Here is an 11298-nt window from a genome sequence, read left to right as displayed (position 1 = left end):
CACTGGGCGCTCGAAGGGGCGGACCTTTATTGGGGCGACGTCTTCGGCGACGATTGCCGTCTCGTCGGCTACGAGAATGACGGCTGCCCGCTGACCTTCGGCGAAGACGGTTTGCCCCGCGCCGTACCGCGCCTCGGCGTGCCCGAAAATCTCGAGATCATCGCGACGGCGCCGGTCACTCTCGGCGAACCGCGTTCGGAGTTCGGCGGCCTCGTTCCGCCGGAGCCCTTCGCTGTCCTCACCCGCGCACGCGAAGGTTTCGACAGTCCCGAAAATCGCGAACGCCTGATGCGCGGCCACGCCGTCCTCGCGACCTTCAAACGCGGCATGGGCGAGGTCTTCAATTCTGGCACGACCGAATGGGCCTATGGCCTGAAAGCCGGCAATCCCTTCGTCGACCGGATCACGCGCAACGTCCTCGACCGGGCATTGGCGAAGGGCTGAAGAGTCCATCTGTAAGAGCCCTCCCCCTTGAGGGCTGAGGCGGAACAGCAATCGGTCCGGGGGACCGATTGCCCGCCGAAGGGTTGGGAGGGGGGGCCACACGCAGAGCACCCGAAATACCCCCCCCGAAAAATCCGCCGCACGAATTTTTCGACCTCCCCTCAAGGGGGAGGTACAAGCAGACTGCGCCTCCGCGCGCAAAACCCTCCTTACAGCGGCGCGCAAACCGCCGTCTTGCGGACCGCGTCGAGCGCCGGATAGGCCGCCGCGCTTTCGACCACGCGTCGTACCAGCACGAGACCCTTCGCGGTCGGCGCGCCGACCACCTCGGCGCCGGCCGGCACATTCGTCGGCGGCGTCGCCCCCGGTCCCACGATCACGATGTCGAGCGGCTTGCCGTCGGCCTCCCGGTCGTTGCGCGCGAAGTAATTGTCCGTCGTCGCCGAATAAAGCGCGACAGAGGTATAGGGCGCCGTCAGCGGCACCGTGACATGCACCGGCCCTTTGCCGAGATCGAGCGCGCAGACCGAATAGGCGAGGTCGGGGCTCGGCCGCACCACGCCGCGCGCCGTCGCCGTCGGCAGCGGCGGATGCCGGAATTCGTTCGCCTCGGCGCCTTCGGCGACTTTCGAGACGACCTTGGACATGATGAGCCGCGGCATTTCGCGGACGAAGCCGACATGCACGACAATGGCGACGAGCGCGACGCCGGCGACGAAGATCAGGGCGCGCTTCATTTGCAGCTCTCCTTGGTGATGTGCGGCAGTTCGGCCGCGGCCGGCGCGGCATAGACGCTCGCCTCGGGATTGTAGAAACGCGCCGTGAGGTCGAAGCTCTCTCCTGCCTTCACCGGCACCCAGTTGCCCTCCTGCCGGTCGGGCGAAACGCGCACGATATAGTGCCCGTCCGCTTCCCGCTTCACCGTCGTCTTGGCGAAGGAGTAGATGCCGGCGTCGTTCGGGATCAGATAGCTGTCGGGCCCATAGGCCGTGACGCTCCACCAGCGCGCGGCGAGGTCCTTGCCCTCCACCACATAGGTGCAGCTTCCCGAAAGCTTCTCGCCCGCGTCGTCGGTCCCGGCCGTGTAATAGATCGTTTCCTTCTTGTCGAGCGCGAGGAGCCCGTACCGCGCCACTCTTGCGCGCGTATACATGTCGGCATCCTTGCTGCCATTCGCGAGATTCGTGTTCCACGGACCGACCTTGATCTGTCCGCCGAGCCCCACGCCCCTTATCGCGAAATCGGCGGAGAAATAGCCGATCGCGATGCCGAGCAGCACCATGCCGCCCCAATAGGCGATCTTTTTCATAATAGTCTCCATACGGATTAATACGGCCTGTCGCCGACAATGGTGACGCGCTCCATGCGCCGCACCGCCGGCCAGTAGTCGGACACCGCGTAATGCTGGCAAGCCCGATTGTCCCAGAAGGCGATCGAGTTGGTCCGCCAGCGAAAGCGGCATTGATATTCGGGGATCGCGGCTTGCGCATAGAGATGCCGGAGCAGCGCGTCGGATTCGCCGCGCTCCATGCCGACGATGTATTGCGTGAAGGCTGCGTTGACGTAAATCCCCTTGCGCCCCGTCTCGGGATGCGTCCGCACCACGGGATGCTCGGCCTCGGGATATTGTTTCTGGAACGCCTCGATCTCCGCCTCGGGCTTCCCCCGCTGACGCATCCGTGCGCGGAAATGCGTGAAGTCGTGGATCGCGGTCCTGCCCTCGACCTTCGCCTTCATGTCATCGGAAAGCCCTTCATAGGCCGCATACATGTCGGCAAAAAGCGTGTCGCCGCCGACGTCGGGCACCTCGAGTGCGCGCAAAACCGAGCCGAGCGAAGGCTCGAGCCGCCAGGTCACGTCGCTATGCCATGTATTTTCCCGGCCCGGCCGCTCGCGGTCATGGGTGATGGCGAGTACTTCCGGGTAGCCGGCTTTCTCCGGCGCGAAGGGGTGCACCTCGAGCGCGCCGAACCGCCGTGCGAACGCGATGTGCTCGTCCGTCGTGATGTTCTGGTCGCGGAAGAAAATCACCTTCCATTCGAGCAGCGTCCGGCGCAGCGCATCGAGCGTCGCCGTGTCGAGCGGCTTTGCGAGATCGATCCCGCCGAGTTCGGCGCCGATGGTCGGCGTCAGCGGCGTCACGTCGAAGGGCAGCGAAGCGGTCGCGGCCGCTTCCTGTCTCACGGCTTCGTTCATGATGTCTCCTCCGAGAACCCGGGCCTCCCCGCCCCATGGAAGGGAAGCTAGACCCGGGCCCGCGAACCTCCTGCATGGAAAGTTTGAAAATTCCGCATTACGGAATTACGATCGGACATGGCCAGCGAACCCGTCCAGCCCGTCCTCCGGGCACTCCAGATTCTCGAGGCGTTGAACCAGGAAACGGTGACGACTCTCGAAAAACTGCATGAGCGGACGGCACTTCCGAAGCCGACGCTGGTGCGGCTGCTCGACACGCTGATCGACGGCGGCTATGTCCGCCGCATCTCGCGGACGGCAGGCTATGCGCTGGCCGAGCGCGTGCTGCGTCTCTCCAACGGCTTCCGCTATGCCGACCGCGTCGTCGATGCGGCGCGGCCCTTCATGCATGCGCTGACGGCGGAACATAAGTGGCCGGTCGCCATCGCCACCTTCGAGAACAACGCAATGATCGTGCGCGCCGGCACGCGCCACAAGAGCCCCTTCAGCACCGATCCGAACTACCTCAACACGAAACTGCCGATGCTCGTCTCGGCGCTCGGCCGCGCCTATCTCGCCTTCTGCCCGGACGATGAGCGCGAGACCATCCTCGCCATGCTGCGCATGTCGTCGGCCCGCGTGAACGCCACCGCGCGCGACGAAAAAGCCGTCGCCCGCCTTCTCTCCGGCATCCGCAAGAACGGCTATGCCTCGACGGCGCCCGTCCCCGGCGATCCCTCGATGGGCCTCGCCATCCCGATCATGCGCGGGGCCGACGTCGCCGCCGCCATGACCATGCGCTATTTCGGCTCGGCCATGACGGAGGAAGAGGCCGTCCGCCGCTATCTCGCCCCCATGCGCGCCGCCGCCCTCGCGATTTCAGCCTCGCTGGAGGGCCGGGAATGATCCGGGCACAGTTCTGGAGATAACCGGATAGATGGGGGGGAGCGTCACGCTGGTCAAGGGACGAATTTCGTCCGTCGGCGAATTTATTTCGCGAAAAACTTATCCCCGGTTCGGCAGCGCTCGACTCGGCTGGAAAGCCCTCCCCCCCTTGAGGGGGAGGGTTGGGAGGGGGGTAGGCTGTGGGAAAAACCCTCGCGGATATCCCACTACCCCGCCCGCGAGATCGAAACGCCCACCTTGCCCGGCAGATCCGCGCGCACCTTGAGCGACTGGTTCGCATCGTCCCGCGTCGCCGTGCCGCCCTCGATCTCGACCGAAAAACCGTCCGGGTACTGAAGCTTCGGCACGAAGATCTCCGTCTCGCCCTCGCCCGTCGCCTCGTAGACATAGCGGAAGGCGCCCGTCTCGCGCTTGAACTTCATCTTGAGCGGCCGTCCCGCCGTCGTCCGCGCATAGGGACGCACGAAACCCTCGAGCGCCCGTCCGCCCGAGTCGATGTCGTTCGAGACGCGCTGGTCGGCGGAATAGATCGACAGGTCTTCCTGGTTCCAGCCGTCGCCCACCGCCTGGTCGTTGCGGTTCGACGCCGTATAGTTCCACTGCGTCGAATTGATGAGCAGCGCGTCCATCGCGTTGTACATGAGGTCGAGCGCGATGACGTGCTTCTCCCAAGGGCCGGCCCCCCGGTCCCCCGCCGCCCAGGCCTTGAAGGCGGCGGCATGATCGAGGTCGTAGGGAATGCCGAATTCGCCGATCAGCGTCGGCGCGCCCGTGCCGTCGTTCAGCGTCTTCGAGTTCTCCTTGATGAAGCCGAGTTGGCGCGTATAGGCGTTCTCGATCGCCTCCGGCCCTTCGAGCACGCGGCCGGAAAACGGGTTGAACCACTTGGGATAGTTGAACTGTTTCGTCGCCAGCGTGACGATGTCGTACCAGTGGCTCGCATTGACCGTGCCGCGCGGCGTGTCCTTCGGAAATCCATGCGCGAGCCCTTCGCCCGGATCGAGTTCCGCGAAGAGCAGCCAGTCGGGATCGACGGCGCGGATGCGCTGCGCGACGCGCTGGAAAAACGGCCCCATGAAGTCGCGCTCCATGGCGACGGTCTTACCTCCCTGCTTCAGGAAGAAGAACTCGTCGAGGGCTTCGATGTCGTCGCCCTTCATCCGGTAGGCGCCCGCGCGCTCGAAGGGGCATTCCACGCCCTTCAGCCAGATAGGCACACGCGCCTCGTTGACCGTCACGTCGCCCTTCGACCGGATCTTGAACTCCTTCGGATCGACGCCGAGATCGGGAATGGCGCGCGTCAGCCCGCGTGCAACCGCGAGCCCGTCGAGCGGCGACCAGGCGAGACCCGGCCGCGGCGGCGTCGGATCGATCTCGCTCTTGGCGAGGTGGCGATAGCTCAGATGCTGCCCGACCCAGCCCGAGCCCGGCTCGTTGAGCGAGTCGAAGCCGATGACGTTCGGCAGTCCCTTGAGCTTGCGCGCGACGGTCTCCATCGCGCCGAGATAATGATCCTGCAGGAAGTCCTGCACGTTCCGCCCGTCGACCGTGAAGTCCGGGCAGAAGGCGCGGCCCGCGAAAAAGAAGGTCCACATCAGCGCATTCGCCGGATAGCGGTAGTTCTGCGACCAGGTCATGGTCGGATAGCGGTCTTCCTGCCGCCCGCCGCGCGCGAAATCGTATTTGTACTGCATCACATGGGCGGCGCCGGCCGCGTGGAACTTCGTGAAGTCGAGACCGACCGCCTCGAAGAGCCAGGCCGGCGCGCCGTCGCCGCCGGTCATGCGGCTCCAGACGTCCTGATGGAAATCGACGAAGACATACATGCCGTACTCGTCGGCCATGCGGCAGAGCGTGGCGAAATAGTCGAGATAGGCCTCGTCGTATTTCCCCGGACCTTCATGCTCGACCGCTTCCCAGGTCGTCAGCAATCGCAGGCAGTTGAAGCCCCAGGCCTTCAGCCGGCCGAAATGCTCATGCGCCTCGTCGAGCGGAAAGGGACGGCCGACGAAGGAGACGGTCCGGTGATCTGAGAAGTCGCTCGGAATGTTGGTGTGGCCGTTCGGCGTGAAGGGCACCTTGCAGTCGCCGCCGAGATTGACGCCGCGCAGGATATGCGTCCGGCCGTCCTCGCCCTCGAACCACTCGCCCTCGATCTGCAGCCTCGGCAACGCCATCAGGTCCTCCCCAAAATTTGTGGAATATCTTTTGTTCGGGAGAGGATAGCGGCTGGCGCGGCCAGCACAACCGATAGCGTTGTCATACGTGCCAAAAACGGAAGGCCGCACCGATCCCGCCTGCCAGGCGGGCGCTTGTCCAAAGCCGGCAATTGCGTCCCATCCGGAAAAAAACAACTGTTTTTTGTTGAATGGGTGCGGCAGGTTGCGGGGGAGTGCCCGGATTGTCACCGGCCTCGTTCAAAATGGCACCCTCTGAAACACGCCACTATTCGACGGATCTGCATGAATTCCCTGCCCCCGCTCCCGCAACAGCCCGCAGGCACACCCTGGCCCACCGCCGATTGGCCGCAAGGCGATCTTCCCCCGGCGCTGGACCGCCGCCGTTTCGACGCCCTGCTCGATCATGCCTTCACGCCGGAAGCGCCCGCCGATCTCGGCGAGACCCATGCCTTCGTCGCCATCCACAAGGGACGGCTGGTGCATGAGCGCTACTGGACCGGCTTCGGTCCCGATGTCACCTGTCACTCTTGGTCGAAGGCAAAGAGCATCACCCAGGCGCTGGTCGGCATTTTGGTCGGCGAAGGCAAGCTCGACATCCATGTAACCGCGAACGTTCCCGAATGGCGCGAGACGCCGGGCGATCCGCGTCGCGCCATCACGCTCGACCAGCTTCTGCGCATGTCGAGCGGCCTCGCCTTCAACGAGGACTATTCGCCGGAGAACCCGTCGGACGTCATCGAGATGCTCTGGGGCGAGGGCAAGGACGACGTCGCGCATTTCGCGGCCTCCTTCCCGCTCGACCATGCGCCGGGCAGCTTCTATTCCTATGCGAGCGGCACGACGAACATCGTCAGTCGCTGCGCGGCCCGCGCCGCCGGCGCTTTCGGCCCCGACTTCGAAGCCTTCATGCGCAAGCGCCTCTTCGATCCGATCGGCATGTCGAGCGCGCAACCCAAATGCGACAAGGCCGGAACCTTCATCGGCTCGTCCTTCTGTTTCGCGACCCCGCGCGACTTCGCCCGCTTCGGCTTGCTCTATCTGCGCGGCGGCGTCTGGGACGGACGGCGCATCCTTCCGCCGGGCTGGGTCGATTATGCGCGCACGCCGACCTGGCAGCAGCCCGAGGCGACGGACGGGCCCTATGGCGCCCATTGGTGGATCGGCCTCGCCGGCCCCGGCTCGTTTTCGGCCAACGGCTATGACGGGCAATACACCGTCCTCGTGCCGGACCTCGATCTCATTCTCGTGCGGCACGGTAAATCGCCGATCCCCGCCAAGGAAAACGTCAAGCGCTGGCTTGCCGACATCGCGGATTGCTTCCGCGTCTGAGGCGAGCATCGACGATCCGTTGAGAAATCCGTCTGCCCAGCGCTAGACTGACGCCGTCCTCATTTCGGGAGACAAGCGTGGGAAGCATCGTCCGGTTTCCGAGCGACCTCGTGACCGATCATGACCGCCGGCGGCTCACATCCGCGGCGGAAGGGTCTCCCTTCGACATCGAATTCCGAAAAAACCGGCAAAATGCAGTCGCGCCCTATCTTGTGCGCTGCGGCCATATGCGTCCAAGCTACCGGCTCAGAAAAACGAGCGATGGCTGGGAGGCGATCGACCTCGGCACGGAGACCACCGGCATCGTCGCCGCAAAGGCGAGACGGCCGGAAGACCTGCTGAAGCAGCTTTCGGAACGCCCGCCCTCCTGAGCCGGAAACAAAATGGGGAGGATCTGAAATGAACGTCGTCACGAAAATCGCGCGGCCGGAAGATGTCGGCCTGAATTCGGCGCGGCTTGCCGCCATCCCGCAATATTTCGGCTCCTATGTGGACCGCGGAAAGCTCGCCGGCCTTTCGACGCTCGTCGCGCGGCGCGGGCAGATCGTGCATTTCGAAGCGATCGGCAAGCGCGACCGCGAGCTCGGCGCGCCGATGGAGCGGGATTCGATCTTCCGCATCTATTCGATGTCGAAGCCGATCACGAGCCTCGCCCTGATGATGCTTTTCGAGGAAGGGCATTTCCAGCTCAACCACGAAGTCCATCGCTACATCCCCGAATTCAAGAAGCTCCGCGTCTGGGCCGGCGGCACCAACGCGGCCTGGGCGACGAAGGAGCCGGCGCGGCCGATGACGATCCGCGATCTCCTGACGCATACGTCCGGCCTCACCTACGGCTTCATGAACCAGCACCCCATCGACCGCATGTATCGCCATGCCGGCATCGGCGGCGCGGCGACGAACGGCATGACGCTGAAAGACATGGTGGCGAAGCTCGCCGACATTCCGCTGCTCTTCTCGCCGGGCGGAGCCTGGAACTATTCAGTCTCGACCGATGTCTGCGGTTATCTCGTCGAGGTCTTGTCCGGCATGCCGCTCGACGAATTCCTGCAAGCGCGCATCTTCGGTCCGCTCGGCATGGTCGATACCGGCTTCGGCGTGCCGCAGGACAAGCTCCACCGCTTCACCGCGAATTACGAGAGGAATCCGCAGACCGGGGAGACGCGCCTCTTCGACAAGAGCGACGCCTCGAGCACCTATGCGCGACCCAATCCCTTCCTCTCCGGCGGCGGCGGCCTCGTTTCGACCATGACGGATTACTGGCGCTTCTGTCAGATGTGCCTCAACGGCGGCACCTTCGAGGGCACACGCCTCGTCTCGCGCAAGACGCTCGAATTCATGCGCGCGAACCATCTGCCCGGCGGTCGCACGATGAAGGAAATGAGCCTGTCGAGCTTCGGCGAACTCGCCGCCGAAGGCGCGGGCTTCGGCCTCGGCTTCCAGGTGATCCTCGATCCGGCCGAAGCGCAATCCATCGGCTCGGTCGGCAACTATTCCTGGGGCGGCGCCGCCTCGACCTATTTCTGGATCGACCCCGAGGAAGAACTCGTCGCGATCCTGATGACGCAGTTGATGCCGTCCTCGACCTATCCGCTCCGTCCGCAGATGCAGCAACTCGTCTACGCCGCCATCGAGGATTGATCGACGCAATCAACCCAACCACAACCAGTGTCATCCCGGCGAAAGCCGGGACCCATTGGCTCCCTTAGCAGACAAAATAGCGCAACGAATTCGCCCAACGACGTGAACAAATCGGCGCCGTGGCAAAATGAAAGGGGAGTGGGTCCCGGCTTCCGCCGGGATGACACATAAGGGAGTGATGCCGTTGGGCGGCGGGAATATTTCGTCTATCCTCCGCCCATCATGCCCCTCTGGATTCCCCTCACCATTGCCGCCGCCTTTCTGCAGAACCTGCGGTCGACGCTGCAGAAGCAACTGACCGGCGAACTCTCCGCCGTCGCCGCCACCTATGTTCGCTTCGCTTTCGGCCTGCCGATCGCGCTCGTCTATTTCTGGGGACTGCATAAGATCGCCGGCACCGCGATCCCGACGCCGAACTGGACGTTCCTCGCATGGTGCCTCGTCGGCGGCCTCGCGCAAATCTGGGGCACGGCGCTTCTGGTCGCACTCTTCGCCTATCGGAACTTCGCCGTCGGCACGACCTACTCGAAAACCGAAACCGTGCAGGCCGCGCTCTTCGGCATGCTGGTGCTGGACGATCATCCGAGCCTTGGCGCCGCCGCCGCGATCCTGGTCAGCCTTGCGGGCGTCGTCGCGATCTCGATGGCGAAATCGCATCTCACCCTCGGCAATTTCGCGCGCTCGCTCGCCGAGCGTCCGACACTGATGGGCCTCGGCTCCGGCGCCACTTTCGGCATCGCCGCCGTCTCCTATCGCGCGGCATCGCTCTCGCTCGACCGTCCCGACTTCCTGATGCCCGCCGCCTTCACCCTCGTCACCGTGCTCGTCATCCAGACCGTCGCGATGACGGCCTGGCTCGCATGGCGCGAACCCGCTCAGCTTGCGGCGACGGCACGCGCCTGGAAGGTGAGCTCCCTCGTCGGCATCGCGGGCTCGCTCGCCTCGATGGGCTGGTTCACCGCGATGACCATCGAGAACGCGGCCTATGTCCGCGCCCTCGGCCAGATCGAACTTGTCTTCACCTTCGCCTCCTCGCATTTCCTCTTCCGCGAGAAGACGGAACGACTGGAGTTGGTCGGCATCCTCGCCGTGATCGGCGGGATTTTGTTGCTGTTGTTTACGAGGTAGCGCCACGCCCTCAAAAAATTCAGTGTCATCCCGGCGAAAGCCGGGACCCACTCGCCTCAGCCTTTGCCGCAGCGCAGACTTGTTCGCATGGTAGAGGCAAATTCAATGCGCAATCTTATCTGCTAAGGGAACCAATGGGTCCCGGCTTTCGCCGGGATGACACGGAGAATTGGAAACTACCGCGGCCGGTCGCCCGCCGTCGTCGTGCGATACATCAGCCGCCGATGCCCGTCATAGCCGCCATCGGCGAAATGCTGGACGCAGCGATTGTCCCACATGGTCAACATGTCGGGTTGCCATTTGTGGCGATAGACACATTTGTCCTGCGTCGAATGCTTCGTGAGGAACCCGATCAGCGCCTCGCCCTCGTCCCGCGTCATGCCCTCGATGCCGATCGTATAAACGCGATTGACATAGAGGCATTTGCGCCCCGTCTCGGGATGCGTACGCACGACAGGATGAAGCTCGGTCTTCTTCGCCTCGTCGGATGGTACGATCGTCATCGACCGCGCCTTGCCCTCGTTGGCGTAGAAGCCTTCCTTCGAATAGGGCAGCGCCGCGCTATGCACCGCGTTCAACGGCGCGAGCATCCGCTTCATCGCCTCCGAGAGATCGTCATAGGCGGCATATTGATCGGCGAATAGCGTGTCGCCGCCGACCGGTGGCGTGATCTTCGAGAGCAGCAGCGTCCCCGAAGGCGGTTCCTGCTGAAAGGAATAATCCGAATGCCAACCGGCGCCGAAGTTGGACGAGCGCTCGTCCGGCTCGCGCCGCAGCTCCAGCACATTCGGATGCCCGTCGAGCGGCTTGATGAAATCCGTGCGGCCCCAGTCTCCCATCGACAGCGTAAAGCGTTCGAGATCGTCGAGCGAAAGCGGCTGATCCGGAAACCAGACGACCTGATGCGCGAGCCACGCCGCGCGAATATCGGCGACCGTCGCCGCATCGAGCGGATGCGTGAGATCGACGCCGGAGATCGCGGCGCCGAAACCGCCCGCATTGGGCGTCACATGAATGGATGTCTTCGCGGCCGCTTGCGACATGGGTCTCCTCCCTCGCGCCGGTTTGCCCGGCTTTTCCCTCGTATCGCCAGTCTGCCACGGCGGGAGGGAGGAGAAAACAGACTCAGTGGAGCGCGCAGCCGCCGATCGTGATGCGATGCAGCAGACGCCGCTCGCCGTGATAATCGTTGACCGCGTAATGCCAGGTCGCGCGATTGTCCCAGAAGGCGACCGACCCATCGCGCCACTGGAAACGGCATGTGAATTCCGGCCGGATCGCATGGGCGTAGAGAAAGTCGAGCAGCGGCTTGCTGTCGAGCGCGTTCCAGCCCTCGAAATGCGTCGTGAAGGCGGGATTGACATAGAGCGCCTTGCGGCCGCTCAGGGGATGCGTGATGACGACCGGATGCGCCGCCTCGCCGATCAGGCTCTCGCCCTTGAAACCGCCCGCCTGATCGCTGTTCTTGTAGAAGCCCGCCGCGCCGAAGGCGAGC

Annotated in this window: 12 protein-coding genes; 6 read left to right on the top strand and 6 right to left on the bottom strand. The window is 64.2% G+C overall.

What is annotated here, in order from left to right:
* The coding region (locus VMR03_RS13215; protein ID WP_325405961.1) for a N,N-dimethylformamidase beta subunit family domain-containing protein at nucleotides 1-444 on the top strand (444 nt) is incomplete at its 5' end.
* Between the two features lie 209 nt (nucleotides 445-653).
* Here the strand turns inward: VMR03_RS13215 and VMR03_RS13210 are convergent.
* Genes VMR03_RS13210 through VMR03_RS13200 form a run of 3 tightly spaced genes read right to left on the bottom strand, consistent with a single transcriptional unit; the run spans nucleotide 654 to nucleotide 2640 of the window.
* A complete protein-coding gene (locus VMR03_RS13210) occupies nucleotides 654-1181 on the bottom strand; it encodes a DUF1254 domain-containing protein (RefSeq protein ID WP_325405959.1) in 528 nt (175 codons plus the stop codon).
* The gene (locus VMR03_RS13205; RefSeq protein WP_325405957.1) at nucleotides 1178-1753 is read right to left on the bottom strand and encodes a DUF1214 domain-containing protein; all 576 of its coding nucleotides are present in this window, start codon (nucleotides 1751-1753) and stop codon (nucleotides 1178-1180) included. The genes VMR03_RS13210 and VMR03_RS13205 overlap by 4 nt, the downstream gene beginning before the upstream one ends.
* Before the next feature lie 17 nt (nucleotides 1754-1770).
* Nucleotides 1771-2640 (bottom strand): TauD/TfdA dioxygenase family protein, encoded by an 870-nt coding sequence (locus VMR03_RS13200; RefSeq protein ID WP_325405955.1) that lies wholly within the window; start codon nucleotides 2638-2640, stop codon nucleotides 1771-1773.
* Nucleotides 2641-2757: 117 nt separating this feature from the next.
* Here VMR03_RS13200 and VMR03_RS13195 point away from each other — a divergent pair, with 117 nt between their 5' ends.
* The gene (locus tag VMR03_RS13195) at nucleotides 2758-3525 is read left to right on the top strand and encodes a DNA-binding transcriptional regulator (protein ID WP_325405953.1); all 768 of its coding nucleotides are present in this window, start codon (nucleotides 2758-2760) and stop codon (nucleotides 3523-3525) included.
* A gap of 206 nt (nucleotides 3526-3731) precedes the next feature.
* Here VMR03_RS13195 and VMR03_RS13190 read toward each other — a convergent pair whose 3' ends face one another.
* Nucleotides 3732-5702, bottom strand: a complete 1971-nt coding sequence (locus tag VMR03_RS13190) for a glycoside hydrolase family 5 protein (RefSeq protein ID WP_325405951.1) — start codon at nucleotides 5700-5702, stop codon at nucleotides 3732-3734.
* A gap of 285 nt (nucleotides 5703-5987) precedes the next feature.
* Between VMR03_RS13190 and VMR03_RS13185 the strand changes: the two genes are divergently transcribed.
* From VMR03_RS13185 to VMR03_RS13170, 4 genes are all read left to right on the top strand, one after another.
* Nucleotides 5988-7034, top strand: coding sequence for a serine hydrolase (locus tag VMR03_RS13185; protein WP_325405949.1), 1047 nt, complete (start codon nucleotides 5988-5990; stop codon nucleotides 7032-7034).
* 77 nt (nucleotides 7035-7111) lie between these two features.
* On the top strand, nucleotides 7112-7405 hold the full coding sequence (locus tag VMR03_RS13180; protein WP_325405947.1) for a hypothetical protein: 294 nt from the start codon (nucleotides 7112-7114) through the stop codon (nucleotides 7403-7405).
* 28 nt (nucleotides 7406-7433) lie between these two features.
* Nucleotides 7434-8675 (top strand): serine hydrolase domain-containing protein, encoded by a 1242-nt coding sequence (locus VMR03_RS13175; RefSeq protein ID WP_325405945.1) that lies wholly within the window; start codon nucleotides 7434-7436, stop codon nucleotides 8673-8675.
* A 222-nt stretch (nucleotides 8676-8897) separates the two neighbouring features.
* Complete coding sequence (locus VMR03_RS13170) at nucleotides 8898-9803, top strand: DMT family transporter (protein ID WP_325405943.1); 906 nt, start codon at nucleotides 8898-8900, stop codon at nucleotides 9801-9803.
* A 176-nt stretch (nucleotides 9804-9979) separates the two neighbouring features.
* Here the strand turns inward: VMR03_RS13170 and VMR03_RS13165 are convergent, their stop codons facing one another.
* Both VMR03_RS13165 and VMR03_RS13160 read right to left on the bottom strand, forming a co-directional pair.
* On the bottom strand, nucleotides 9980-10846 hold the full coding sequence (locus VMR03_RS13165; RefSeq protein WP_325405941.1) for a TauD/TfdA family dioxygenase: 867 nt from the start codon (nucleotides 10844-10846) through the stop codon (nucleotides 9980-9982).
* Nucleotides 10847-10928: 82 nt separating this feature from the next.
* Nucleotides 10929-11298, bottom strand: a 370-nt coding sequence (locus VMR03_RS13160) for a TauD/TfdA dioxygenase family protein (protein WP_325405939.1), incomplete at its 5' end; no start/stop codon positions are given.

The sequence above is a fragment of the Parvibaculum sp. genome (genome assembly GCF_035511255.1).
Taxonomy (GTDB): Bacteria; Pseudomonadota; Alphaproteobacteria; order Parvibaculales; family Parvibaculaceae; genus Parvibaculum.
Note: the sequence above shows the minus strand (reverse complement) of the source record. Positions and strands in the feature narration are given on the sequence as shown.

Bases quoted from the DNA above. Each gene is read 5' to 3' on its own strand.
- VMR03_RS13210 (WP_325405959.1), bottom strand. From the start codon at position 1,181: ATGAAGCGCGCCCTGATCTTCGTCGCCGGCGTCGCGCTCGTCGCCATT.
- VMR03_RS13205 (WP_325405957.1), bottom strand. From the start codon at position 1,753: ATGAAAAAGATCGCCTATTGGGGCGGCATGGTGCTGCTCGGCATCGCG.
- VMR03_RS13200 (WP_325405955.1), bottom strand. From the start codon at position 2,640: ATGAACGAAGCCGTGAGACAGGAAGCGGCCGCGACCGCTTCGCTGCCC.
- VMR03_RS13195 (WP_325405953.1), top strand. From the start codon at position 2,758: ATGGCCAGCGAACCCGTCCAGCCCGTCCTCCGGGCACTCCAGATTCTC.
- VMR03_RS13190 (WP_325405951.1), bottom strand. From the start codon at position 5,702: ATGGCGTTGCCGAGGCTGCAGATCGAGGGCGAGTGGTTCGAGGGCGAG.
- VMR03_RS13185 (WP_325405949.1), top strand. From the start codon at position 5,988: ATGAATTCCCTGCCCCCGCTCCCGCAACAGCCCGCAGGCACACCCTGG.
- VMR03_RS13175 (WP_325405945.1), top strand. From the start codon at position 7,434: ATGAACGTCGTCACGAAAATCGCGCGGCCGGAAGATGTCGGCCTGAAT.
- VMR03_RS13170 (WP_325405943.1), top strand. From the start codon at position 8,898: ATGCCCCTCTGGATTCCCCTCACCATTGCCGCCGCCTTTCTGCAGAAC.
- VMR03_RS13165 (WP_325405941.1), bottom strand. From the start codon at position 10,846: ATGTCGCAAGCGGCCGCGAAGACATCCATTCATGTGACGCCCAATGCG.